The organism is Frateuria sp. (assembly GCF_035944355.1).
Classification (GTDB): domain Bacteria; phylum Pseudomonadota; class Gammaproteobacteria; order Xanthomonadales; family Rhodanobacteraceae; genus Frateuria_A.
In genome coordinates, this window is sequence record NZ_DASZBH010000007.1 from 207024 (window position 1) to 232401 (window position 25378).

Genomic DNA, 25378 nt, shown 5'->3' on the forward strand with positions numbered 1-25378 from the left:
CCTCCATCCGCCCGTCTTCTGTGGAAGGCGGGTTTCGTCCTGGCGCCTGAAAAACCCCCGGGCGGCGTACGCAACGCACGCCGCCCGGAAGCCGGGCTCAGGCTTCCGGCTCGCCGCAGCGGCACGGATGACCGGCGCCGCAGCCGCAACCGCAGCCGGACTGGATGGCGGGCGCGGCCTGGCAGCCGCAGGCGCAGGTGGCGCCGGCGCAGTCGGTGCAACGGCAGGCGAAGGTGTCGATGGCGTTCATGGCGGTGTCCTCGTTGGGTTCGGTAGGGGTACGGAGGCTTGCTCCGTGGCGCCATTCTCGGCAGCTCCCCTACCGGGCGCTTGAACCGAAGGGCTAACCTTCGGTCCTGTCCTGCTGTGGAGACCGGCCATGTCCCCTGCCACGCCCGCCGATGGCGCCGCTCCCCGCCGTGGCCTCGCCGGCGTCGGGCGTGTGCTGCTGTGGAAGGGCGGCAGCGTGTGGATAGGTCGCGACACCGGTCCCGCGCAGCCGCACAGCCACCACGCCATCCAGATCACCCTCGCCTCGAGGCAACCGGTACGTATACGCGGGACCGCAGAAGGCGCCTGGCACGAGACCATGGCCGCCATCGTCATGCCGGACCGTCCGCACCTGTTCGACGGCTGCGGCCATCCGGTGGCGATGGTGTTCGTCGAGCCGGAGACGCTGGCCGGCCGCGCCCTGCTCGCCCGCCATGGCCAACGCGACCTGAGCCTGCTCGACGACGACGGTCTGGCCCAAGGGGCGGCCGCGCTGCATGCCGTGTTCGAGGCGAAAGGAGCCGACGCGGCGCTGGTGGGCGCAGCGCAGCGGGTAGTCGAGCATCTGGCGTCGATCCCTGCCGCGCACGACGCCGTCGATCCGCGCATCACGGTGGTGCTGGAACGCATCCGCGAACGCCCCGAAGCCTCGTTGACGCTGGCGCAGGCGGCCGCGCTGGCGCACCTTTCGCCGGGCCGGTTCCGCCACCTGTTCGTCGCGCAGACCGGCATCTCCTTCCGCGCCTACCTGTTGTGGGCGCGCGTGGGCCTGGCGATGGCGCGCGGCATGGCGGACGTGTCGTGGACCGAGGCGGCGCAACTGGCCGGCTTCGCCGATTCGGCCCACCTCAGCCGTACCTGCCGGCGCATGTTCGGCATCGCGCCGACCATGCTGGTGCCCGAGGGCAGGGAGGGTTCGGGGAAAACAGCGGAAAAGGCCGGACGCAGAGCGGCTGCCGCGGGATAGGCGGAGCGCATCCGACAGGCATGAGGTCGTCGTCGGCCGCGCGCCTGACCCAAGCCTTTGCCGGGATCCAGGTTGATGCGATCGGCAAATACGCCTTGTATGCGCTTGGCCTGGCGACGTCGCCCGTGACCCTTGCCGCAGTGCGGGCGGGTGTCGCCGCGAGATTCGTTTCGCTGGACGTCCCGCCCTCGTGGCCGCCCCTTCAACGGGCGATCGGCAAGGCCGCGTCGTGGAAGAACGCCTGCACGTCGGCCAGTTCGCGCGTGCGCGGCATCGGCGGCAGGCTGGCGAGGAACAGGCGGCCATAGCCCTTGGTCGTCAGCCGCGGGTCGCACAGCATCAGCACGCCGCGGTCGTGCACGTCGCGGATCAGCCGGCCCGCGCCCTGCTTGAGCGCGATCGCGGCGGCCGGCACCTGCCAGCCCATGAAGGGGTTGATGCCCGATTGCTCCAGCGCGTCCAGCCGTGCCTGGAGGACCGGGTCGTCGGGCGCGGCGAAGGGCAGCTTGTCGATCACCACCACGCTGAGCGCATCGCCGGCCACGTCGACGCCCTCCCAGAAACTCGCGGCGCCGAGCAGCACGCCGTGGCCGCTCGAGCGGAAGTCCTGCAGCAGTTGGTGGCGCGGCGCGCTGCCTTGCACGAACAGCGGCCAGGGCACCCGGTCGGCGAGCAGCTCCGCCGCGCGGCGCAGGGCGCGGTGCGAGGTGAACAACAGGAAGGCCCGGCCATCGGAGGCTTCGAGCACCGGCAGCGCAGCGTCGATCACCCGCTCGGTGTGGTCGCGTGCACCGGGATCAGGCAGGCCCGCCGGCAGGTAGCAGAGCGCCTGGCTCGCATAGTCGAACGGGCTGTCCAGGTGCAGCGCCTGCGGGTCGTCCAGGCCCAGCTGGCGGGCGAAGTGGTCGAAGCTGCCCGCCACCGACAAAGTGGCAGATGTATGGATCCACGCGGCCTGGGTGCGCTCGCGCATGGCGCGCAGCGGCCCGGCCAGGTCCAGAGGCGTGGCATGCAGGGCGAAGCCGCGCGGGAACAGCTCGTACCAGCGCACGTCCTGCTCGCCGCCGCCCTCGGCGATGCGGTCCAGCCGCTCGGTGAGCACGGCGGCGCGTTCGTGCGCGTTGGCCAGGCCGCGCGAGCGCTCGGCCTGCGAGGCGAGCAGGTCGGTGAAGGCGGCGAGCAGCTCGCCCAGGTCGCGCAGGCCTTCGTGCGTGGCGGCCAGGCCGTCCAGTTGCCGGAAGGGGCCGCGCGCGGGCAGCGGCTCCATCGCCAGACGCAGGCGGCGCAGCGCGTCCTGCAAGGCTTCGATCGGCTCCAGCAACAAGCCGATGGCGCCGGTGACGCCGTTGCATTCGCGCAGCGCGTCGGCGGCGAGGTCGGCGAGCTGGCGCGCGCTGACGCTCTGGGAGAAGAACTGCCCCGCGAGCTCGGGCACCTGGTGCGCCTCGTCGAGAATGAAGGCGCCGGCGCCGGGCAGGATCTCGCCGAAGCCTTCCTGCTTGAGCGCCAGGTCGGCGAACAGCAGGTGGTGGTTGACCACCACCAGGTCCGCTTCCTGCGCTTCGCGGCGCGCCTTGACGACGTGGCAGTCCTCGAAGAACGGGCATTCCACGCCCAGGCAGTTCTCCGGCGTGGAGGTGACCCGCGGCCACAGCGGCGACTCCTCCGGCACTTCGGCCAGTTCCATGCGGTCGCCGGCGCGCGTGCGCGCCGACCAGGCGCGGATGGCGGCCAGATGCGACGCTTGCGTGTGCTCGAAGGTGCTGCCCTCGCGCACGGTCTGGTCCAGGCGGTGCAGGCAAAGGTAGTTGGCGCGCCCCTTCAGCAGCGCGGCCTTGCCGCGCGTGCCGAGCACCGCGCGCACCTTGGGCAGGTCGCGGAAGTAGAGCTGGTCCTGCAGTGCCTTGGTGCCGGTGGAGACGATCACCCGCTCGCCCGAAAGCAACGCAGGGACGAGGTAGGCGTAGGTCTTGCCGGTGCCGGTGCCGGCCTCGGCGATCAGCGTGTCGCGGTGCTCGATCGCGCCGGCCACCGCGCGCGCCATCGCCTGCTGGGCCAGGCGCGGGGCGAAGTTGGGCAGTTCGCGGGCGAACGGGCCGTCGGCGCCGAGCAGCGCGCCGATGTCGTCGGAATCGGTCATCGCGCAAGTATCGCCGAGGCGCCAGGCATGCGCACTGGCAAGCGCGGCGGCACGGGCGCACCATGGCCGCACTTCGACCTGGGGAGCGTCACGATGGCGATCGAGCTGAAGATGCTGGTGTGGAGCGTGATCCTTGGCCTGCTGCAGATCGGCATCGCGGCCATCGCCTCGGTGGGCCAGCGCAGCCTGGGCTGGGCGGCCAGCGCGCGCGACCAGGAAGGAGCGCCATTGACCGGCGTGGCCGGCCGACTGGACCGGGCGCGCGGCAATTTCCTGGAGACTTTCGCGTTCTTCGCCGCGCTGGCGCTCGCGGTGGTGGCGCTGGGACGGCAGGACGCCAGCAGCGCGCTGGGCGCCCAGCTGTATTTCTGGGCGCGGCTGGTCTACGTGCCGGTGTATGCCGCAGGCATCCCCTACCTGCGCACGCTGGTATGGGCGGTGAGCATCGTCGGCATCGTGCTGTTGCTCAAGGCGGCGCTTTGAACGCCCCGCGCGGGGCGCGCTGACGCCCCTCCCTCGCGGGGGAGGGATCGTCGCTCAGTAGCGCGGCACGCCTTCCTTGTGGCACGCCTGCACGCCCTTGCGGGCGGCGGCGGCGCCCGCCTCGTCGCCGGCCAGCAGGCGCATCTCCACGACGGTCTGCCAGTTGCGCGCGCACAGCGGCCCCAACTGGGGCCCGAGCGACCAGGACTGCCGCGCCAGGCGTTCGGCGGTGGCGTAGTCGTGCAGGCGCACGGCGATCTCGGCGCGGTCCTGCAGCAGGTCGGGCGACTCGGGAGCGAGCTTGAGCGCCTGGTCGAGCTTGGCCGCCGCGTCCGCATAACGGCCGGCGCGCTCGTCCGCCTGCGCGGCATCCTGCATGCCGCCGATGCCGGGGTCGCGCAGCGGCGCCACGTCGATCACCGACTTCTCACGTGCCCCAGCGGCGCGGATCGCCGCGACCCGGTCGTAGCTGGGCGGTGCCGGCTTCTGCTCCTGCGGCGGCGCGTTGAAGCAGCCGGCCAGGAGCAGCGCGGCCAGCGTGGTGGAGGCGAAACGGAAGCGTGCAGCGGCGTACATCGTCAGTGAGTCTCAGGTTGCGTGGTGGCTGCGGGCGCGGGCGCATTGCCGTTGCCGCCGAAGAAGTCGCCGACACGCTGCCAGAAGCAGCCCTCGGTGTCGGCGGGCAGCGAGCCGGCGACGACCGGGAACTGCCGCGCGCCCTGGCATTGCGGCTGCGTGGGCTTGCCGTTGGCCGGATCGATCCAGGCCATCTGCAGGCCCTCGCCGGGCGAACCGGGAAGCGCCTTCGTGGGCAGGTGGCGGAACAGCTCCTGCCAGGCGCGCAGGCCGCCGGTGGCGCCGAACAGGCTGGTCGGCTTGTTGTCGTCGCGGCCCATCCAGAACACCGCCAGGTGAGAACCGGTGAAGCCGGAGAACCAGCTGTCGCGCAGGTCGTTGCTGGTGCCGGTCTTGCCGGCGGCATTGAGCCAGGCCAGCGACGATTCGCCCAGGCTGTGCGCGGTGCCGTACTCGGCCACCTGCTGCATCGCCCAGGTCACCAGCCGCACCGCATCCTGGTATTCGCCCTTGCCGCTCTCGACCTCGTAGCGCTTGATGGTGTGGCCGTTGCCGTCCATCACGCCGCGCACCGCCAGCAGCGGCAGCGCGTGGCCGTCGGCGGCCAGGTACTGGTAAAGCTGGGCGACCTGGAAGGGCGAGAGGTCGACCGCGCCGATCAGCATCGACGGGCTGGGGTTGATGTCGGTGAAGCCGAAGGATTCGAGGAACGCCTTGATCCGCGGCACGCCCACGGCGAGCCCCAGGTGGATGGTGGCCAGGTTCCACGAATGCGCCAGCGCATCGACCATCGGCACCTGGCCGTGCGAGAGGTTGTCGTCGTTGTGCGGCATCCAGGTGCTGCCGTTGGGCTGGCGCAGGGCGATCGGCGAATCGTCCAGCGGCGTGCCCAGGTTCCAGCGCGAAGGATCGGTCAGCGCGACCAGGTAGACGAACGGCTTGACCAGCGAGCCGATCGGCCGGCGCGAATCCAGCGCGCGATTGAAGCCGGTGTCGCCCGGCATCTTGCTGCCGACCACCGCCAGCACGTTGCCGCTGGTCGTGTCGGTGACCACGCCGGCGGCCTGCACCTTCTCGCCGCGCCTGCCCAGGCCCTTGAGCGAGGATGCGATCGCCTGCTCGGCGTAGATCTGCGCGGCCGGGTCCAGCGTGGTGAAGATCGACAGGTTGCCCTGGCCCAGCGTGTCGTTGTCGAAATCGCTGGTGATCTGCGCGCGCACCAGCTGCATGAAGGCGGGGAAGCGGTTGTGCGGCAATTGCGCGTTGGAGGCGATGTCCAGCGGCGCGGCCTGCGCGGCGTTGGCCTGGTTGGCGTCGATCAGGCCGGTGTCGTAGAACTCCTTGAGCACCAGGTTGCGCCGCGCCAGCGCGCGCTCGGGAAAGCGGCGCGGGTCGTAGTAGCTCGGGCCCTTGACCATGCCCACCAGCAGCGCGATCTCCTGCGGACGCAGGTCCTCCATGCGCCGGCCGAAATAGAACTCCGCGCCCGCGGCGAAGCCGTGCACCGCCTGGCTGCCCTGCTGGCCGAGGAACACCTCGTTGATGTAGGCCTCCAGGATGCGGTCCTTGGAGTAGTGCGCCTCGATCAGCAGCGACAGCAGCGCCTCGTTGAACTTGCGCACGATGGTCTGGTTGCGGTCCAGGAACAGATTGCGCACCAGCTGCTGGGTCAGCGTGGAGCCGCCCTGCACGGTGTGGCCGGCGCGCAGGTTGGCGAATGCCGCGCGCAGGATGGCGGTGAAATCCAGCCCGATGTGATGCCTGAAGTCGCGGTCCTCCACCGCCTGCAGACCCTTGAGCAGCAGCGGCGGCACATCGGCCAGGTGCACGATGCGCCGCTCTTCCTGCTGCGCGCCGTACACGGTGGCGATGCGCGCGGGGTCGAGGTGGGCGAGCTTGATCGGCGCGCCGCTGGCCAGATCGGTGACCGATTCGACCTCGCCCTTGCCCAGCGTGACGCGGATGCGCTTGGGCAGCTCGCCGCCATCGGGACCGGCGTAGCCGCGCGAGGAAATCAGATAACGGCTGCCTTCGCGGTTCCAGCTGCCGGGCACCTTGCCGCTGGCGTCGCGGGTGTAGCCGGCGAAGGTCAGCTCCAGCTCCAGCGCCGAGGGCGACATCGGCACGCCCGGCGCCAGCTCCAGCGGGCGGGCATACACGCGCGTGGGCACGGCGAAGACCAGTTCGTTGAAGCGGTCCTGCACTCGCTTGTTGAGGATCAGCGTGTACGGCAGCAGGAAGCCCAACCCGAGTCCCAGCACGACCCAGAACGGGATGCGCAGCCAGCGCCAGCTGTGGCGCGCAAGCGCGCCCATGCGATCGATCAGTGCCAAGGTGGGAGACCTGGATCCTAAGGTGACCCCGATGATAGGGCGTGCTTACCCGCGCGCATCTGAACGCAGGCCTGCGCAAGTGGCTTGCCACGGGCGCGGTGGTGGCTCTGGGCTGGCGGGGATGCGGGATCTCTCGCAAGGCCTCCCCTTCCGCCCTTGGGCACTTCCCGCGCAAACGGCGGAAGATCGAAACCCCGACTCCCACACCCGAGTCCTTCCCCGCTTCGCGGGGAAGGCGCCGGCAGGCGGATGGGGGCGCTCTTGGGCCGGATGTCCGGGCGAGCCTTCCGGCCGGAACTTCGCTACGGCCGCCAGCAACCCGCATCGGGCCGGAACGGACGCGGGTGGATGCCGAGCCATGCCTCCAGCTCGGTGTTGTCGGCCACCAGATCCTGCTCCAGCCGCGCGAGCGGTCCACGCAGGCGCGGCGCGGCATGGCGACCCAGGCGCAACAGCCAGGCCGGCAGCGGCAGCGGCAACGTCGCCACCGGCAGGCTGCGTTGGACGCGGGCGAACATTTCGCCCGCGCTCAGCCGCTCGCCGCCACCGAGCATGAGCACGCGGTCGGCCGGGCGATCGATCGCGGCGATCGCCGCCTGCGCGATGTCGTCGGCATGCACCGGCTGGCGCAGGCCCTGACCGGCCGGACGCGGGAAGATGCGCGTGCGCATCGCCCGCCGCGCGATCGGGGTGAGGCTCTTGTCGCGGCCGGCGCCGTAGATCAGCGTGGGGCGCAGCACGGTCCAGGCGCAGCCGAGCCGGGCGCAGGCCGCGGCCAATTCCTCCTCGCCTTCGGCCAGCTGGCGGGCAATCTCCCGCTCGGCGGGCACGTCCGAGGCGGCCTTGCTCTGCGCGCTCATCGAGCTGGTGGCGACGACGCGCGGCGCCTCCGCCGGCGCCGCCGATGCGAGCCAGCGGGCGAACGGCTGCAATGGACCGAAGCTGACCACCGCGCGCAACGGCGGCAAGGCAGGCACCCCGTCGGGAAGGCTGCCCCGGACCCAGCGCAAGCCGTCTTCGTCGGCGTGCGGGTGGCGGCTCACGGCCAGCACCGGTTCGCCGCGCGCACGCAGGCGCGGCAGCAGGAAATGGCCGATCTGGCCGCTGGCCCCGAATACGGCGACGGTCACGCTGGCGCGCTCAGCGGCCCGACTGCAGCCGCAGCGAAAGCTCGCGCACGCGTGCCTGGTAGGGCGCCAGCTTGCGCGCCTGGTCGATCGACTGCGCCGCGTTGGCGCGGTCGCCGCTGTCGAGTTGCCGCTCGGCCTGGTCGAGCCAGGCGTCGACCAGCCGTCCGCGCAGCACGCCGGCGGTCGAGTCGCCTGGCGAGAGGTCGCCGAGCGCGCCGATCAGCTCATTGGCCTTGGCCAGGTTGCGATCGGCCAGCGCCTGGTTGAACTGCTGCACGACCAGGCCGGGAAGGTCCTGCAGCCCCTGCAGCGCGGCCTGGTTGTTGCCGTCGATGGCCAGCGCATTGCGGTACAGGTCATAGGCGCTTTCGCCGGGCGGCAGCATGATCTGGCCGCTGGTGGCCGCCTGGCGTGCGCGGTGGATCAGTTCGGCGACCTGGTCGATCTGGTCGGCGGTCAACGCGGGGGGCGGCGGTGCCGGGGGTTCGGCCGCCGCTGTGGGCGCCGCAGGCGCGCCCTTCGCAGGCGGATTGGCCGGTGCGTGCGTGTGTGGTGCGCTCGCGCTGCGCAGCCGGGCACGGGCGGCGAGCAGATCGGCGGACTTGGGCGCCAGCGCCTCGGCCTGATCCAGCAAGCTGGATGCCTGCGCCGTGTCATCGGCGTCGAGCGCGGCGTTGGCCTGCACCACCAGCGCCTGCGCGACCTGGCCCAGGCCTTCGCGTACCTGCACGTTGTCCGGATCGATCGCCTGCGCGGCCTTGAAGTGCGCCAGCGCGGTGTCGTCGCCGCTGCCGGCGATGCGACCGTCGCGCAAGGCCTGCTGGCCCTGCGAGATCGCCGCGAGCAGCGCGCCGTTGCCCTGCTGCTGCGCCTGCGCCTGCGCGAGCGCCGCGCGCAACGCCGGCAGGTCACCGTAGGTGGGCAGCAGCGCGGCGAGCTGGTCGACGGTGGCCGACGCGGTGGCCGGGTCGCCGTTGGCCAGCGCAGTGCGCGCCTGCGCCGCCAGGCCGGCGCCGACCTGGTCCAGGCCGTGCCTGGCGACCGCGTTGTTCGGGTCGGCGGCGAGCATGCGCTGGTACAGCGCGCCGGCGCCGTCGGCGCCGGTGAGTTTGCCGGCGGCGAGGGCCTGTTGGGCCTGCGCCACCAGCCCGTCGGCCGGGACGGCGGCGCCGCGCGCCTGCTGGATCATGCGGTCGAGCCGATCGACGTCGCTGCCGCCGCCGAGCAATTCGCGCGCGACGGAGAGTTCCTGCTGCGCCTCGTCCAGGTGGCCGGCGCGGTAGGCGGTGTCGGCGCGGGAGAGTTCGGCCATGCCGACCTGGTGCAGGCCGTCGCGTGCGCGGTCGTTGTCCGGCTCCAGCGCACGCGCGGACTGGTAGAGCTCGCGCGCGCTGGTGCCGTCGGTGCCGTCCAGGTGGCCGTCGCGCAACGCGGCGTCGGCGCGGCTCAGCACGTCATTGAGTTCGGTGCGCGGGACCATGTCGCGCAAGCTGTTCTGGTACTGGCGCAGCGTCCACACGCCACCGGCCAGGGCCAGCACGAGCACCGCCACGACCACGTGCCAGGCACGCAGTCGAGGATGGTGGCGGCGCACCGGAGCGCTGCGCCGCGGCGCCTCGAAACTGATCTGCGGCAGGCGGTCGTCCGGGTCGTCCGCACGCGAGTGCGGTGCGTCCAGGTCGCGCAGATTGCCCAGCGTGGGTTCGGTGCGCCCGTCACGGCTCCCGTCCCGGCTATCGTGGTCTTTGCGTCCGCTCATGGTCCGAAGCTGTCCTGGCAACGCTTGCAGCTTAGCATCGCGAACCCGGCGCGCCGGGCCGCGGCGGCGCAGCGTTCAGCTTGCGCTGACGCGACGCGCGTCCACCACGTTGGGCAGCGCAACCAGCTTGCCCAGCAGTGCGGAAAGCTGCTCGAAATCGCGCACGCGCAGGGTGAAGCGCATCTCCACCTCGCCGGTACGCCCCTCCAGCCGGCTGGAGGACGCCACGATCGGCGTGCCGACATTGCTGATCAGGTTGGTGACGTCCTTCTGCAGGCCCTTGCGATCGAAACCGTGCAGCTCGATGTCCACCTGGTAGGACTGCGCGCTGGCGCGCCCCCACTCCACCTCGATGACGCGGTCCGGGTCGCGCCGCGCCAACCGCGCCAGGCTCGCGCAATCGGCGCGATGCACCGAGACGCCGCGGCCCTTGGTGATGAAGCCGCGCACGCTGTCGCCGGGCAACGGCTGGCAGCAGCGCGCGAGCACCGTGAGCAGGTTGCCCACGCCCTCGATGCGCAAGGCGCCGTGGTCGTGGGCGGCGTGCCGCGCCACGGGCGGCGCCGGCGCGGGCGTCGGCTCGACCGGATGCGCCGCCTCCTGCAGCACGCGGGCGATCTGGCCGGCGCTGACCTCACCCAGCGCGAGCGCGACCAGCAGCTCCTCGTGGGTCTTCAGGTGGAAGTGCGCGGGCAGCCGCGCCAGGTCGGCCGCCGGCAGCGCCAGGCGCTTGAGCTCGCGCTCCAGCAGCGCGCGGCCGGCCGCGAGGTTGGCATCGTGGGCGATGCGGCGGAACCAGCTGCGCGCCTTCTCGCGGGCGCGACTGGTGTTCAAGTAGCCGTGGTGCGGCGAGAGCCAGTCGCGGCTTGGCTCGGCGTTCTTGGCGGTGACAATCTCCACGCGGTCGCCGCTGCGCGGCTGGTGGGTCAGCGGCACGATGCGACCGTTGACCTTGGCGCCCCGGCAGCGATGGCCCACCTCGGTATGCACGTAGTAGGCGAAGTCCAGCACCGTCGCGCCGTGCGGCAGGTCGAACACCTCGCCCTTGGGCGTGAGCAGGTAGACGCGGTCCTCGATCAGTTCGGTGCGCAGCTCGGCCGCCAGTTCCTCGTCGGCGCGCGGCTCCAGCAGCTTGCGCATCCAGGCGATCTTGGCCTCGAACTCGGCGTCGGCGCCGCCGCCCTCCTTGTAACGCCAGTGCGCCGCGACGCCCAGTTCGTTGTCGCGGTGCATGGCGTGGGTGCGGATCTGCACCTCCAGCGTCTTGCCCTGCGGCCCGATCACCGCCGTGTGCAGCGAGCGGTAGCCGTTGCCCTTGGGGCGCGCGAGGTAATCGTCGAACTCGCGCGGCAGGTGCTGCCACTGCGCGTGCACCACGCCCAGCGCGGCATAGCAATCGGCGACGCTGTCGACCAAGATGCGCACGGCGCGGATGTCGTACAGCTCGGCGAAGTCCAGCTCCTTGCGCTGCATCTTCTTCCAGATGGAATAGATGTGCTTGGGACGCCCGGCCAGATCGGCCTGGATGCCGGCATCGCGCAACGCCGCGCCCAGCTCGGCCAGCACCTGGGCGATGAACGCCTCGCGGTCGGCGCGCCGTTCGTCGAGCAGGCGTGCGATGCGCTTGTAGGTGTCCGGCTCGAGGTAGCGGAAGGCGAGGTCCTCCAGCTCCCACTTCAGTTGCCAGATGCCCAGGCGATTGGCGAGCGGCGCATGGATGTCGCGGGTGAGCCTGGCCAGCGCCGTGCGCTCGGCTTCGGCCAGGGCCGCCGCGCCGCGCATCCTGGCCAGTTGCCGCGCCAGCAGCACGAACACCACGCGCAGGTCGCGGATGATCGCCAGCAGCAGCCGGCGCAGGCCCTCCGACGTGCCCGCCGCGCGCTGGGCATGCAATGCCCAGACCTTCTGCGCGGCGAGCTGGCCCTCGACCAGGCGCTGCAGCTCCACCGGCAGGCCGCCGGCGCGCGCTTCCCACGCCGAGGGATCACGCTGGGCCAGCTCGAACCAGACCGCCGCGGCCTGCGTCTGCGCGTCGCAGCCGAGCATCGCGAGCAGGTCGAGCACGTCCGCGCACTCGGTCTCGCTGGCCGGCGCACACGCATCCAGCGCCGCCGCGAGCAGCGGTGAGGCAGCCGCGCGCGCCTGCCATTGCGCGAGGCGGGTGGATACGGAGCTGGAGGATGGGGCCATGGCGACTACCTTCTAGGCCTCCATTCTAGGGCGGGCTCGGGATGGCCGCTCGGGCGGGGAGGCGGCGCCTCGCGGGCGAAGGGGTGCCTTCGCCGGCTCCCTTCCCGGGGCTAGCGCGAGCCCGCGGCCTGCACTTCCTCCAAGGCCCTGGCCAGCCGCTTGGCCGACACCGGCTCGGCGGTCCTGAGCTCCTGCGCGAACAGCGACACGCGCCATTCCTCGATCAGCCAGCGCAGTTCGTCCAGGCCGCCGGTGCCCGCCGCCTGGTGCTTGAGGTACTCGCGCCAGTACGGCAGCACCTGCAGCATGCGCTGCTGGTCCTTGGCCGGGTCCTGGCGCAGGCGTTCGGCGCGCAGGCGCATGGCTTTCACATAGCGCGGGTAGTGCGCGAGGCGCGCGGTGGGCAATTCGCGGGCGAAGCCGGGCGCGAGCAGTGCGTCGAGCTGCTCGCGCAGGTCGTCGTAGCTGGCGCGGGCGAAGCCGATCAGCGGCGGCTGCAACCATGGCTTGAGCTCGGCCTGCGCCTCGATGACCGGCTCGGTGAGCTTTAGCCGCTCGACGGCGGCGCCGAACAGCTCGCGCGCGAGCGCGGTGCGCAGCGCCTCGAAGTCGCCGGCGGTGCGCGCATCGAGGTCGTGCGTCGCGAGCAGGTCGACGAAGCCGCCTTCGACCAAGTCCTCGCGCAGCGAATCGACGCTGCCCAGCGGCGCGTACTTGAGCGACAGCGGGTTGGCGATCGGCAGGCGCCGCCGGGCCTGCTTCATCTCGCTCGCCAGCGCGTTGCGCAGCAGGCGCTCGACGCCCTTGCGGTGCGCCACCTGTGCCTCGTCGTGGCGCTCGAACACGCGCAGCGCCACCGCCTCGCCCAGGTCGACCAGCGCCGGGAAGGCGGTGAGGCCGCCCTCGGAGCGCACCTGCGCGGGAATCTCCTCGAAATCCCAGCGGCTGACGTCCTCGCGGGTCAGTTCCACGTCGGTCTTGCGCGAGAACGCTTCGCGCGCCTGGGTTTCCCATTGCGCGCGCAGCGCGGCGAGATCGCGGCCGGTGGCGAGCGTCGTGCCGCGCTCGTCGTGCAGGCGGAAGCGCATGTTGAGATGCGGCGGCAGTTCCACGGCGGCGAATTCGGCCGGCGGCGCCTCCGCGCCCGTGGCGCGCTTGAGGAACGCGGCCAGCGCGTCGACCAACGGCTGGTCGCGCGGCGCCTCGGCCTCGGCGAAGGCGCGCGCGAAATCCGGCGCCGGCACGAAGTTGCGCCGCAGCGCCTTGGGCAGGCCGCGGATCAGTTCGGCCGCCTTGTCGGCGAGCAGGCCCGGTACCAGCCATTCGCAGCGCGCGGCCGGCAACGCGTTGAGCATCGCCAGCGGCAGTTGCAGGGTGACGCCGTCGGCCTCGTCGCCGGGGACGAAGCGGTATTCGAGTTTGTAGCGCTGCGGTGGCACATCCAGTGTGGCGGGGAAGGCCTTCGGATCGAGGCCCGCGCCGCCGGCCATCACCTCGTCCAGCGACCAGCGCAGCGCGGCCTGCTCGGCCGGACGCGCGCGGCCGTACCAGGCATCGAGCGCACGGGTGCTGGCGATGTCCTGCGGCAGCTTGCCTTCGAAGAAGCCGGCCAGTTCCTCCTCGCCGCGCACCAGGCCCTCGCGGCGCTGCTTGGCCTCGATCTCGTGCGCCTGAGCCAGCACGCGCTGGTTGGCGCGCACGAAATCGGCGCGTGCGTCAAGCTCGCCGCGAGCCAGCGCCTCGCGCAGGAAGATCGCGTGGGCGAGCGCCGGGTCCTGCTGCTGGAAGGTGACCGGCCGACGCTCGACCAAGGTCAGGCCGAACAGGCTGACCTGCTCGTAGGCCACCACCGTGCCGCGCTTGCGCGACCAGTGCGCGTCGCGGCAGCTCCCCTTCACCAGGTGCGCGGCCTGCTGCTCGATCCAGGCCGGCTCGACACGAGCACAGCTCATGCCCCACACGCGGCCGCCGACGTCCAGGATCTGCGCGGCGAAGAGCCACGCCGGCGGCGTCTTGGCCAATGCCGAGCCGGGAAAGACCTGGAAGCGGCGTTCGCGGGTGGAGCGGTAGACGCCTTTCTCGTCCTTGTGGCCGACCTGGGTGGGCAGGCCGGCGAGGAGGGAGCGGTGGATGGATTCGTAGAGCTCGGGGCTCGTTGCATCCTCGCTCCCTCTCCCCTCCGGGGAGAGGGCTGGGGTGAGGGGCCGGGGCTCGCCTTGAACTTTCCTGGAGAGGCGGGACGTGGGCGCTGTACTGCGCAAAGGCCTCCCCCTCTCCCCAGCCCTCTCCCCCGGCGGGGCCGGGGGAGAGGGAGTTTTGGTCGCTTCGCCCGAAGTTTGCCGCGAGCGTGGCCCCTCACCCCTGCCCTCTCCCCGGCGGGGAGAGGGAGCCGGCGTTGCGCCAGCATCGAGCTTCCAGCCCAGCTCGGCCACCACCAGCAACAACTGCCGATGCAGCTCGCGCCATTCGCGCATGCGCAGGAAGGAAAGGAAGTGCCGACCGCACCAGTCGCGCAGCTTGGACTGCGTGAGTTCTTCGTGCGCCCGGGTGTACTCGCGCCACAGGTTGAGCACGCCGACGAAGTCGGACTTCGGATCAGCGAACACGGCATGCGCCGCATCGGCCTGCGCTCGCGCATCGGCCGGCCGCTCGCGCGGATCCTGGATCGACAGGAAGGCGACGATCACCAGCAGCTCGCGCAGGGCGTGGCGCTGCTGCGCCTCCACCAGCATGCGCGCCAGCTGCACGTCGATCGGCAGCCGTGCCAGCTGGCGGCCGATGACGGTGAGGTGGCGGCGCTCGTCGATGGCGGAGATCTCCGCCAGGCGCCGGTAGCCGTCGGCGACCATGCGCGGATCGGGCGCTTCCAGGAACGGGAAGTCCTCCACCTCGCCGAGTTTCAGCGAGAGCATGCGCAGGATCACGTTGGCCAGCGAGGAGCGCAGCAGCTCCGGATCGGTGTAGCGCGCGCGGCTTTGGAAATCCGCCTCGTCGTACAGGCGATAGCAGATGCCCGGCCCGATGCGGCCGCAGCGGCCCTTGCGCTGGTCGGCGGCGGCCTGCGAGACCGCCTCCACGTGCAGCCGCTCGAGCTGGCTGCGCTGGCTGTAGCGCATCACCCGCGCGCTGCCGGTATCGACCACGTAGCGGATGCGCGGCACCGTAAGCGAGGTTTCGGCCACGTTGGTGGCCAGCACGATGCGCCGCTTCGGGCCGGGCTTGAACACGCGGTCCTGGTCGGCGGCCGAGAGGCGCGCGTAGAGCGGCAGCACCTCAGTTTCGCGGTACTGCCGGCGCGAGAGCAGCAGGTGCGCGTCGCGGATCTCGCGCTCGCCGGGCAGGAACACCAGCACGTCGCCGGGGCCGCCGCCCAGGCTGCGGTCGGCCATGATCTCGTCCAGCGCCAGCGCGACGTGCTCGGCGCTGCCCTGCTGCACGCGATCGGCCGCCTCGCCAGCCTGCGGCCGGCGTTCGCGCCCGCCGCGCGCGCCCATGGCGTCGGCAGGCCGCCAGCGCACTTCCACCGGATACGCGCGGCCTTCCACCGACACCACCGGCGCATCGCCGAAGTGCTCGGCGAAGCGCGCCGTGTCGATCGTGGCGGAGGTCACGATGATCTTCAGCTCGGGCCGCTTCGCGGCGAGCCGCTTGAGGTAACCCAACAGGAAGTCGATGTTGAGGCTGCGCTCGTGCGCCTCGTCGATGATGATCGTGTCGTAGGCGGACAACCAGGGATCGCCCTGCGTCTCGGCGAGCAGGATGCCGTCGGTCATGAACTTGACCAGCGTGCGCTCGGACACCTGGTCGCTGAAGCGCACCTGGAAGCCGACCTGCTCGCCCAGCGCCGTGCCCAGTTCCTCGGCCACGCGCCGCGCCACCGAGCGCGCGGCCAGCCGGCGCGGCTGGGTACAGCCGATCATGCCCGCCTCGCCGCGGCCGGCGGCCAGGCACAGCTTGGGCAGCTGGGTGGTCTTGCCCGAGCCGGTCTCGCCGGCGACCACCACGACCTGGTGCTTGCGGATGAGCTCCACGATCTCGTCGGCGCGCGCGCTGATCGGCAGCGCCTCGTCCAGCGCGATCGCGGGCTTGGCTGCCGCGCGCGCCCGGCGGCGTGCGGCCGAGGCGGCGATGTCGGCCGCCAGTACGTCGAGCTTGCCCGCGTCGGGCTGGCGCGACAGGCCGCGCCAGCGTCCCAGCAAGCGCCCGAAATCGCGGCTGCAGACGCCCGCCATCGCCTCGCGCAAGGCGCGCAGGCGGGCTGCGGGGGGCGTGGAGGGCGAGGTGTCGTTCATGGGACCGCACATCATAGCTGCAGGCTATGGCGCCGATCGGAACGATTCATTTCACTCGGGCCCGGCCGGCCGCTACCTTGGCGCGGTACCCACCAGGAGCAACATCCATGGCCAACATCGGTATCGCCCCGCAGGATCGCCAGACCATCGCCCAGGAGCTCTCCAAGCTGCTGGCCGACACCTACTCGCTGTACCTGAAGACGCACAGCTTCCACTGGAACGTCACCGGCCCGCAGTTCAACAGCCTGCACGCCATGTTCGAGACCCAGTACAACGAGCTGTGGCTGGCGGCCGACGAGATCGCCGAGCGCATCCGCACGCTGGACGTGTTCGCCCCCGGCTCCTACAGCCAGTTCGGCAAGCTCACCTCGATCAAGGAGGAAGTGGGCGTGCCCGACTGGAAGGACATGGTCGGCCAGCTGGTCGAAGGCCACGAGATCGCCGCCCACACCGCCCGCGGCGCGATCAAGGTCGCCCAGGACGGCGGCGACGAAGGCACCGCCGACATGCTCACCGGGCGGTTGAAGGAGCATGAGAAGACGGCGTGGATGCTGCGCTCGCTGTTGAAGTAACGACGCCCGGCACACGCGCGGGTCGGCCTGCGGCCTGACCTCGCGCTGACCATCCCCGTCGGCCTTTATTGAGCCATCCGCGCCGGATCGTTAAGCTCCGCGGGCTTGATTGGCCTCACACGGAGGCGTCCGACGGGGAACGTTTTGAGCGCCACAGCAGACAGACACGACAGCCGGTTCCCGCTGCTTGCGGCCATACTGCTCGCGTTGTTCGTTGCTGCCCTGAACATCGGCCTGTGGTGGTGGGGCAATCTTCCGCACGGTCCGGAGGACTGGCACGGGCCGATCAGAGGGTTCTCGGTATCGGTGTTCCAGCGCTACCAGAACCCGCTCAAGCAGGATTTCCCCTCCGACGAGGAAATCGACGCGGACCTGAAGCTGCTGCGCCGCTACACCCCGCGCATCCGCACCTACTCCACGCTGGAGAACCCGCAGGTCTATCGCCTGGCCGAGAAGGAAGGGCTGAAGGTGATGGCCGGCGCCAACATCGACCCGCGCCTGATCAACAACGAGAAGGAGCTCGACACGCTGATCGCGCTGGCGCGGCGCTATCCGGAGACCATCAACCGGGTGATCATCGGCAACGAGGTGCTGTTCCGCGGCGACCTCAGCGTCGAGCAGATGGAGCGCTACCTCGACCGCGCCCGCGCGGCGATCCGCCAGCCGGTGTCGATCGCCGAGCCGGACTTCATCTGGATCAAGTATCCGGAGCTGGTCCAGCACGTGGACTTCATCACCATCCACCTGTTTCCGTTCTGGAACGGCGTAGCACGCAAGGACGCGGTGGGTGCGGCGCTGGGCGCCTACCACAACATCCGCCAGATGTACCCGTACAAGCCGGTCGTGGTCGGCGAGATCGGCTGGCCGTCCAACGGCGACCGCCACGAATACGCCGATCCGTCAGTCTCCAACGAGGCGATCTTCATCCGCGACTGGCTGAACGCGGCCAAGGCCGAGAACATCGACTACTACCTGCTGGAAGCCTTCGACCAGCCATGGAAGGAGAACCTGGGCGAGGGTCGCACCGGCGCCTACTGGGGCACCTTCAACGCCGACCGCCAACTGAAATTCCCGTTCACCGGCCCGGTGACCGAGGACACTGCCTGGCCGTGGAAGGCGCTGGCGGCGAGCCTGCTCGCGCTGATTCCGATGATCTGGTTCGCACGCAAGTTCAAGCGCTTCAAGCTGATGGGGCGGCTGTTCTTCTGCCTGCTGATCCAGCTGGCCTGCGGGCTGATCGTGTGGTCGGCCACCCTGCCCTTCAATTTCTACCTGAGCTGGGTCGACTGGACCATGCTGGTGCTGTTGTTCCCGGCGCAGATCGCGATCCTGGCGATCCTGCTGATCAACGGCTTCGAGTTCACCGAGGTGCTGTGGCGCCGGCGCTGGCAGCGCGACGCCGCGCTGCTCCAGCCCGACCGCCCGGAAAGGCAGCCGTTCGTCTCCATCCATCTGGCCTGCTACAACGAGCCGCCGGAGATGGTGATCGCCACGCTCGACTCGCTCGCCGCGCTGGACTACGAAAACTTCGAAGTGCTGGTGATCGACAACAACACCAAGAACCCGGACGTGTGGAAGCCGGTGCAGGCCTACTGCGAGCAACTGGGCAAGCGCTTCCGCTTCTTCCATCTGGAGCCGTGGCCGGGCTTCAAGGCAGGCGCGCTCAACTTCGGCCTGAAGGAGACCGACCCGCGCGCCGAGGCGGTGGCGGTGATCGACGCCGACTATGTGGTGCGGCCGGACTGGCTGGCCACGCTGACCGGCTATTTCCACGATCCGAAGGTGGCCGTGGTGCAGTGCCCGCAGGCGCACCGCGATTTCGAGCACAACCGTTTCCGCCGCATGACCGCGTGGGAGTTCGACGGCTTCTTCCGCATCGGCATGCACCACAGGAACGAGCGCAACGCGATCATCCAGCACGGCACCATGACCATGGTGCGCCGCTCGGCGCTGGAAGGCACCGGCGGCTGGTCGGAGTGGACCATCTGCGAGGACGCCGAGCTCGGCCTGCGCCTGATGCATGCCGGCTACGAGCTGGTCTACGTCGACGAACTGATGGGCAAGGGCCTCACCCCCGCGGACTTCAAGGCCTACAAGAGCCAGCGCTACCGCTGGGCGTTCGGCGCCATGCAGATCCTCAAGGGCCGCTGGCAGTGGATGGTGCGCAAGGGGCCGCTCTCGCCGGGCCAGCGCTTCCACTTCCTCACCGGCTGGTTCAGCTGGTTCGCCGACGCGCTGCATCTGATCTTTACCCTGATGGCGCTCTACTGGACCGCCGGCATGGTCGCCTACCCGCAGTACTTCAGCCTGCCGATGCAGCTGTTCCTGATCCCGGTGATCGGCTTCTTCTTCGCCAAGGCGATCTTCGGCATCGTGCTCTACCGCGCGCGCGTGCCCTGCGGCTGGTACGACACCCTGATGGCCTCGCTCGCCAGCATGAGCCTCTCGCACGCGATCGCGCGCGGCATCCTGCACGGGTTGACCCGCGAGAAGACTTCCTTCGTGGTCACCGCCAAGAGCCGGCGCCTGGGCGAGTCCGGCTTCGCCGCCTTCGCGCCGGTGCGCGAGGAACTCCTGATGGCTTGCGCGCTGGTGCTGTGCATCATCGGCATGGCGCACTCCTTCGGCACGCGCTACATCGAAGGCACCCTGTGGATGTTCATCCTGGCGGCGCAGTCGATTCCCTACTTCTCCGCCGTGGTCGGCGCCTGGATCGCGCACAAGGCGGGCGACAAGGTCGGCTGAATCGGCCAGAGCGGCATCCGCAACGCCGCCCCATCGCCAACCGCACCTCCCCAGCAGGCGGGGAAACGGCCGGAGCGCAACGTCCGACCCGAGGCCTTCCCCCCGCGAGCGCGGGGGGATCAAAGTGCGACCCCGAACGCGATCCCTCCGCGAACAGGAAGGGGGTCCGCATCGGCTCGCCACACGGCAAATGCCTGGGCCTGGCCGTTTATGCGATGCCAACATGCGCGTCACTAAGCTCTGGCGTCATGCAGGCAACCGTCCAGGGCCCCCACCGCGCATGCGCCGTCTCCGCCGCCTGATCGTCCTGCTCCTGCTGGCGCCGCTGGCGGCGCGCGCCGGCGTGACGCTGGTGATCCAGGGCGTGGACGACCCGTTGAAGGCCGCCGTGCAGGGTGGCGTGGAGCTGACGCAGTACGCCAAGCGGCCGGTGAGCGAGGCGCAGATCCGCCGCCTGTACGAGGAGGCGCCCGACCAGGTGCGCGAGGCGCTGGAGCCCTACGGCTACTACGACGCCGGCGTCCAGGGCAGCCTCACCCGCACCGGCGCGGAGGACTGGCGGGTGGTGCTCGAGGTCGTTCCCGGCGAGCCCGTGCGCATCGGCGCGGTGGACGTGAAGATCGACGCGGAGGCGATGAAGGTGGCTGCGGTGCGGCGCGCCGAGCGCGCGGTCGAGCAGCTCAAGGGCAAGGTGCTCGACCACGGCGCCTACGACAAGGCGCGCGACGACGTCGGCGCCGCGCTCACCGCCACCGGCTTCCTCGGCGCGAAGCTGGTCACGCACCGGGTCGAGGTCACCCGCGCCGACCGCAACGCCACGGTGCGGCTGGCGTGGCAGGCCGGGCCGCGCTACCGCTTCGGCGACGTGCGCTTCGAGGGCTCGCAGTTCGAGCCGGGGTTCCTCGACCGCTACGTGCCGTTCCGGCGTGGCGAGTATTTCGACCAGGCCGACCTGCTTCGCCTGCAGGAGGCGCTCAACGGCGCCGATTACTTCTCCGTGGTCGACGTGGTGTCCGACGTGCACGACGCCGACCGCACTGTCGACGTCGCGGTGCAGCTGGAGCCGGCCCGGCGCAGCGTCTACACCGGCGGCCCGTTCATCGGCACCGACACCGGCTTCGGCGTGCGCGGCGGGCTGGAACGGCGCTGGATCAACGGCAAGGGCCACAAGTGGAAGAACGAGCTGGTGCTGGCGCAGCGGCTCAAGACCCTGTCCTCGCTGTACACGATCCCGTTGCCGGGGGACAACCAGCGCAGCCTCAACTTCGGCGTCAACTTCCGGGATGCCGACACGGTAACCTCGCAGTCGCGCACGCTGGAGCTGGTCGGCAACGAAACCGAGCTGTGGCATGGCTGGACGCGCACCGTCGGCGCGCACGCGCTGATCGGCACCTTCACCGTCGGCAAGCACGGCAGCGAGCCGGACAACACGCCCGGCATCGAGCGCGGCCGCAGCCAGCTGGTGTTCGCCGAAGCCTCGCTGTCGAAGAAACATGGCGACAACCCGACCTTCGTGCGCCGCGGCTGGTCGCTGAGCTTCTACGCACGCAGCACCGCGGGCACGCTGCTGTCGGACACGCGCTTCAGCCAGGTCGGCGCGGACGCCAAGTGGATCCGCGCCTTCGCCGGTAACAACCGGCTGATCCTGCGCGGCAGCGCCGGCATCACCTCGACCGGCGACTTCAGCGCGCTGCCGCCGCAGCTGCGCTTCTTCGCCGGCGGCGACCGCTCGGTGCGCGGCTACGGCTACCAGGCGATCGGGCCGCGCAACGCCTACGATCGCGTGATCGGCGGCCACAACCTGCTGGTGGCGAGCACCGAGGTCGAACATTACTTCACGCGCAACTGGGGCATGGCCGCGTTCGTCGACGCGGGCAACGCCTTCGACGGCTTCGACTATCGCCCGCGCCTGGGCACCGGTCTGGGCGTGAGGTGGCTTTCCCCGGTGGGCATGATCCGCGTGGACGTGGGCGTGCCGTTACACGATGCCCATGCCCACGGCATCCAGTTGCACGTAGTGATAGGGCCGGACCTGTGAAGCATGCCGCCCACATGAAGTGGCTCAAGCGCCTCGGCCTCGCCCTGCTCGCGCTGCTCCTGCTGCTGGCGCTGGGGCTGTGGTGGCTGCTGGGCAGCGAGGCCGGCCTGCGCTTCGCGCTGGCCCGCGCCGGCGGCTTCAGCGGTGGCGCGCTCAGCGTGCAGCAGGCGCATGGCCGGCTGGCCGGGCCGCTCACGCTGGAGGGGCTGCGCTATGCCGACGGCAAGGGGCTGGACGTGCGCGTGGCCAGCGTGAAGCTGGACCTGCGCCCGTGGTCCCTGCTCGGCCGGCGCCTGCACATCGATGCGCTGGACGTGCAGGGCGTGGCGGTGGCGCTGCCGCCGCCCTCGCCTTCGGCCGAACCGGCCGGCCCGATCTCGCTGAAGCCGCCGCTGGCGGTCCAGCTCGACCGCGCGCACGTGGGCCACATCGCCGTGCGCCGGGCCGGCCAGCCGGTGTTCGCCGCCGACAGCCTGGACCTCGCCGGCCGCTGGGACGATGCCGGCTTCGCCGTGCGCGCGCTGCGCCTGCGCTCGCCGGACGGCCAGGTCGACCTGCACGGCACGCTGGCACTCGGCGGCGGCTATCGCGGCAACGGCCAGGCCAGCTTCGCCTGGAACGTCGGCACCGCCACCTACGCTGGCCGGCTCGATGCGGACAGCGACGGCGCGCACGCGCAACTGCAGCTGGCGCTCGTCCGCCCGATGGCCGCGCAGCTGCATCTGAAACTGGAGCAGGCCGGCGCCTATCCCTGGACCGCCACGCTCAAGGTGCCGCGCTTCGACCCCACACCCTTGCTCGGCCCGGGCACGCTGCAGCACCTCGCGCTCGACCTCGGCGGCCAGGGCGACCGCGGCGGCGGCACGCTGACCGGCGAAGTCGGTCTGGACGAGTGGCGACTGCGCCTCTCGCCGCTGCGTGCGCGGCTGGGCAAGGACCACTCGCAGGTGACGCTGGACGCGCTCACCCTCACCTCTCCGCAGGTGAAGGGCCGGCTCGACGCGCACGGCCAGCTGCAGTTGGGCGATCCCACGCCCAGCGGCGCGCTCGAGCTCACCTGGCAGGACCTGCTGCTGCCGACCGAACTGGCCGGCCAGCCGCTGGCCAGCCACGGCCGCCTCGGCGTGCGCGGCAGCGTCCGGCAATTCCACGCCCAGGGCGAGGTCGCGATCGGGCCGCCTGGAAAACTCGCGCAATTGGCGCTGGAGCTGGACGGCACGCCGCGCCAGCTCGCCCTGCGCACGCTCGACCTGAAGCAACCGCAGGGCCGGCTGCACGCACAAGGCACGCTCACCCTCAAGCCCGCGCTCGGCTGGGAGCTGGCGTCCGAGGCGAACCGTTTCGATCCGGGCCAGCTCTTCGCCGGCTGGAACGGCGCGCTCGATGCACAGCTCACCACTCGCGGCACGCTGCCGAATGGCCGTCCCGACGCCCTGCTCGATCTGACCCGCCTGGACGGACGCCTGCGCGGCCGAGCGCTGCGCGGCCAGGGCAGGCTGCACCTGACGCCCGGCCAGGTGCTCGACGGCAAGCTCGCGCTCGCCTCCGGCGGCAGCACGGCCAGCATCGAGGGCAAGCCCGGCGCGCGCAACGACATCGCCGTGCAGCTCGACGTCGCCACCCTTGCCGACTGGCTGCCCAACGCCGGCGGCCAGCTGCGCGCGCAAGCCCACGTGACCGGCCTGCCGTCCGCGCTCGGCGTCGACGCCAGCGCGCACGGCCGTGCGCTGTCGCTGCGCGGCCAGCGCATCGGCGTCCTGGCGCTGGACGCGCACCTGCCCGACCTCAGCCGGCCCAGCGGCAAGCTGTCGCTGGACGCCCGCCAAGCGCAGCTCGGCGGCCTGGCCTTCGACACGCTGACGCTGCGCGCCGACGGCACCGAGACGGCGCACCGGCTCGCGCTGGATGCGCGCGGCCGCCAGCTCTCGGCCGACCTGGCGCTGCGCGGCAGCCTGCGGCAGGCCCGCTGGAAGGGCACGCTGGACACGCTCGACCTCACCCCGCAGGGCCTGCCGCGCTGGCGGCTGCAGCATCCAGCCACGCTGGACTATGGCGACGGCGCGATGGCGCTGTCCGAGCTGTGCCTGAGCGCTGGCGAGCCGCTGCTGTGCGTGCAGGGCCGGCAGGACAAGGGCGGCAACCTCGCCGCCAGCTACCGCCTGCAGGCGCTGCCGCTGGCGCTGCTGCTCAACGCGGCCGGCTACGCCCAGCTGCCGCTGCGTGCCGACGGCAGCCTGCGCGGCGCGGGCACCTTCAGGCGCAGCGCGTCCGGCGCGCTGGACGGCCAGGCCACGCTGGCCTCGGACCAGGGCTCGGTCACCTACGTCCAGCAGGCGCAGCGTCCGTTGCTGGCCTGGCATGGCCTTACCGTCGACGCGCGCCTGGCGCCCGGCCACCAGCAGATCGAGGCCCATGCCGGGCTCAATGCAAACGGGCGCCTGGACGGCCATTTGACCATCGACGGCGCCGACCAGGCGCTCGGCGGCGAGCTGGCGCTGCGCCTGGACAGCCTCGCGCCGATCGAACTCTTCACCACCCAGGTGGCCGGCGTGCAGGGCCGGCTCGACGGACGCTTCGGCTTCGCCGGCACGCTGGCGCAGCCGGCCGTGACCGGCCGGGCCGACGTGGCCGGCTTCGCCGCGGAGCTGCCGGCGCTGGGCCTGAAACTCACCGACGGCGCGCTGGTGCTGCATGCGCCCGACGCGCAGCATCTCCAGCTCGACGGCCACGTTCGCTCCGGCAAGGGCACGCTCAACGTGGCCGGCAGCTACGGCCTCGGCGCGCAGGCGCCCACCGCGATCACCCTGACGGGCCAGGCCGTGACGGCCGCGGACATTCCCGCGGCCAAGGTGGTGCTCACGCCCGACCTCAAGCTCCTGCGCGATGCCCAGGGCGTGCGCGTCACCGGCGCGGTGGCGCTGGACAGCGCCGACGTGAACCTGGACCACCTGCCCGGCGCCGGCGCCACCAAGGCCTCGCCGGACGTCGTGGTGGTCGACGAGCGCGCGCAGGAACAGGCCACCGCGCAGCTGCCGGTCAGCGCCGACGTCAAGGTCGACCTGGGCCCACGCACCCATCTCAAAGGCAAGGGCCTGGATGGTCGCCTCACCGGTACGCTCACGGTGCTCGAGCAGCCCGGCCAGGCGACCCGCGGCCAAGGCCAGATCGGTGTGAGCGGCACCTACAGCGCCTACGGCCAGGACCTGCACATCGAAGCGGGCAAGCTGCTGTTCGCCAGCACGCCGATCGACAACCCCGGCCTGGACATCCGCGCGGTGCGCAAGCTCAACCCCAACGCGACCATCGACGAAGGCCAGGAGGTCGGCCTGCTGGTCAGCGGCACGGCGCAACGGCCGATCCTGACGGTGTTCTCCAATCCGCCGATGGAGCAGTCCGACGCGCTCTCCTACCTGATCACCGGCAAGCCGCTCTCGCAGGTCAGCGGCGGCGAAGGCAACATGGTGGGCGCCGCCGCACAGGCGCTCGGCTCGGCGGCCGGCGACCTGCTCGCCAAGAGCGTCGGCCGCAGGCTGGGCATCGACGAGATCGGCGTGTCCAGCAACGAGGCGCTGGGCGGCGAGTCGGCCTTCACCGTGGGCAAGTACCTCTCGCCCCGGTTGTACCTGAGCTACGGCGTGGGCCTGTTCCAGCCGGGCCAGGTGATCACGCTGCGCTACCGCCTCGGCCAGCGCTGGAACCTCGAGATGCAGAACGCCACCGAATTCAGCCGCGCGAGCTTGAACTACCGCCTCGAACGCTGAGCGCCCTTCGCTGTGCTGCCGGGCGCACCTCCCGCATCCCTCCGTGGACCGGGGGCGACGGGAAACCATCCGCCAGGCCGCTCCTGTAGTTCTTTCCCGCGGCCCACGCAAATTTTCAGCAT

14 protein-coding genes are annotated in these 25378 nt (G+C 71.3%); 6 read left to right on the top strand and 8 right to left on the bottom strand.

Features of this window, described 5'->3' with window-relative positions; translation table 11 throughout:
• Positions 1-97 precede the first annotated feature (97 nt).
• Entirely contained in the window at positions 98-250 is a 153-nt protein-coding gene (locus tag VGU03_RS04565) for a hypothetical protein (protein ID WP_327478989.1), read from the bottom strand.
• A 129-nt stretch (positions 251-379) separates the two neighbouring features.
• On the opposite strand from VGU03_RS04565, the gene VGU03_RS04570 reads away from it, so the two are divergent.
• Complete coding sequence (locus tag VGU03_RS04570; RefSeq protein ID WP_327478990.1) at positions 380-1237, top strand: helix-turn-helix domain-containing protein; 858 nt, start codon at positions 380-382, stop codon at positions 1235-1237.
• A 202-nt stretch (positions 1238-1439) separates the two neighbouring features.
• Here the strand turns inward: VGU03_RS04570 and VGU03_RS04575 are convergent, their stop codons facing one another.
• Positions 1440-3377 carry an ATP-dependent DNA helicase gene (locus VGU03_RS04575; protein ID WP_327478991.1) on the bottom strand — a complete coding sequence of 646 codons (1938 nt, stop codon included), beginning with the start codon at positions 3375-3377 and terminating at the stop codon, positions 1440-1442.
• Positions 3378-3470: 93 nt separating this feature from the next.
• Here VGU03_RS04575 and VGU03_RS04580 point away from each other — a divergent pair, with 93 nt between their 5' ends.
• Positions 3471-3860 (top strand): MAPEG family protein, encoded by a 390-nt coding sequence (locus VGU03_RS04580; RefSeq protein WP_327479047.1) that lies wholly within the window; start codon positions 3471-3473, stop codon positions 3858-3860.
• 54 nt (positions 3861-3914) lie between these two features.
• Here the strand turns inward: VGU03_RS04580 and VGU03_RS04585 are convergent, their stop codons facing one another.
• The 6 genes from VGU03_RS04585 to hrpA all read right to left on the bottom strand — a co-directional run bounded on the left by VGU03_RS04585 (position 3915) and on the right by hrpA (position 16140).
• Entirely contained in the window at positions 3915-4436 is a 522-nt protein-coding gene (locus VGU03_RS04585) for a tetratricopeptide repeat protein (RefSeq protein ID WP_327478992.1), read from the bottom strand.
• Between the two features lie 2 nt (positions 4437-4438).
• Positions 4439-6751: a penicillin-binding protein 1B gene (gene mrcB / locus VGU03_RS04590; protein ID WP_414655930.1), complete on the bottom strand. Its 2313-nt coding sequence runs from the start codon at positions 6749-6751 to the stop codon at positions 4439-4441.
• A 320-nt stretch (positions 6752-7071) separates the two neighbouring features.
• Positions 7072-7899, bottom strand: coding sequence for an SDR family oxidoreductase (locus VGU03_RS04595; protein WP_327478997.1), 828 nt, complete (start codon positions 7897-7899; stop codon positions 7072-7074).
• A gap of 10 nt (positions 7900-7909) precedes the next feature.
• Positions 7910-9658, bottom strand: a complete 1749-nt coding sequence (locus VGU03_RS04600) for a hypothetical protein (protein ID WP_327478998.1) — start codon at positions 9656-9658, stop codon at positions 7910-7912.
• A 75-nt stretch (positions 9659-9733) separates the two neighbouring features.
• Positions 9734-11848: a bifunctional (p)ppGpp synthetase/guanosine-3',5'-bis(diphosphate) 3'-pyrophosphohydrolase gene (locus VGU03_RS04605; RefSeq protein ID WP_327478999.1), complete on the bottom strand. Its 2115-nt coding sequence runs from the start codon at positions 11846-11848 to the stop codon at positions 9734-9736.
• A gap of 110 nt (positions 11849-11958) precedes the next feature.
• On the bottom strand, positions 11959-16140 hold the full coding sequence (gene hrpA / locus VGU03_RS04610; RefSeq protein WP_327479000.1) for an ATP-dependent RNA helicase HrpA: 4182 nt from the start codon (positions 16138-16140) through the stop codon (positions 11959-11961).
• 107 nt (positions 16141-16247) lie between these two features.
• On the opposite strand from hrpA, the gene VGU03_RS04615 reads away from it, so the two are divergent.
• The 4 genes from VGU03_RS04615 (at position 16248) to VGU03_RS04630 (ending at position 25256) form a co-directional block, all read left to right on the top strand.
• Positions 16248-16712 (top strand): Dps family protein, encoded by a 465-nt coding sequence (locus VGU03_RS04615; protein ID WP_327479001.1) that lies wholly within the window; start codon positions 16248-16250, stop codon positions 16710-16712.
• Positions 16713-16856: 144 nt separating this feature from the next.
• The gene (locus VGU03_RS04620; protein ID WP_327479003.1) at positions 16857-19457 is read left to right on the top strand and encodes a glycosyltransferase family 2 protein; all 2601 of its coding nucleotides are present in this window, start codon (positions 16857-16859) and stop codon (positions 19455-19457) included.
• A 280-nt stretch (positions 19458-19737) separates the two neighbouring features.
• Positions 19738-21495, top strand: coding sequence for an autotransporter assembly complex family protein (locus tag VGU03_RS04625; protein WP_327479004.1), 1758 nt, complete (start codon positions 19738-19740; stop codon positions 21493-21495).
• Positions 21496-21509: 14 nt separating this feature from the next.
• Positions 21510-25256, top strand: a complete 3747-nt coding sequence (locus tag VGU03_RS04630; RefSeq protein ID WP_327479005.1) for a translocation/assembly module TamB domain-containing protein — start codon at positions 21510-21512, stop codon at positions 25254-25256.
• Positions 25257-25378: the final 122 nt, after the last annotated feature.

Bases quoted from the DNA above. Each gene is read 5' to 3' on its own strand.
- VGU03_RS04565 (WP_327478989.1), bottom strand. From the start codon at position 250: ATGAACGCCATCGACACCTTCGCCTGCCGTTGCACCGACTGCGCCGGC.
- VGU03_RS04570 (WP_327478990.1), top strand. From the start codon at position 380: ATGTCCCCTGCCACGCCCGCCGATGGCGCCGCTCCCCGCCGTGGCCTC.
- VGU03_RS04575 (WP_327478991.1), bottom strand. From the start codon at position 3,377: ATGACCGATTCCGACGACATCGGCGCGCTGCTCGGCGCCGACGGCCCG.
- VGU03_RS04580 (WP_327479047.1), top strand. From the start codon at position 3,471: ATGGCGATCGAGCTGAAGATGCTGGTGTGGAGCGTGATCCTTGGCCTG.
- VGU03_RS04585 (WP_327478992.1), bottom strand. From the start codon at position 4,436: ATGTACGCCGCTGCACGCTTCCGTTTCGCCTCCACCACGCTGGCCGCG.
- mrcB (WP_414655930.1), bottom strand. From the start codon at position 6,751: ATGGGCGCGCTTGCGCGCCACAGCTGGCGCTGGCTGCGCATCCCGTTC.
- VGU03_RS04600 (WP_327478998.1), bottom strand. From the start codon at position 9,658: ATGAGCGGACGCAAAGACCACGATAGCCGGGACGGGAGCCGTGACGGG.
- VGU03_RS04605 (WP_327478999.1), bottom strand. From the start codon at position 11,848: ATGGCCCCATCCTCCAGCTCCGTATCCACCCGCCTCGCGCAATGGCAG.
- hrpA (WP_327479000.1), bottom strand. From the start codon at position 16,140: ATGAACGACACCTCGCCCTCCACGCCCCCCGCAGCCCGCCTGCGCGCC.
- VGU03_RS04615 (WP_327479001.1), top strand. From the start codon at position 16,248: ATGGCCAACATCGGTATCGCCCCGCAGGATCGCCAGACCATCGCCCAG.
- VGU03_RS04625 (WP_327479004.1), top strand. From the start codon at position 19,738: ATGCGCCGTCTCCGCCGCCTGATCGTCCTGCTCCTGCTGGCGCCGCTG.
- VGU03_RS04630 (WP_327479005.1), top strand. From the start codon at position 21,510: ATGAAGTGGCTCAAGCGCCTCGGCCTCGCCCTGCTCGCGCTGCTCCTG.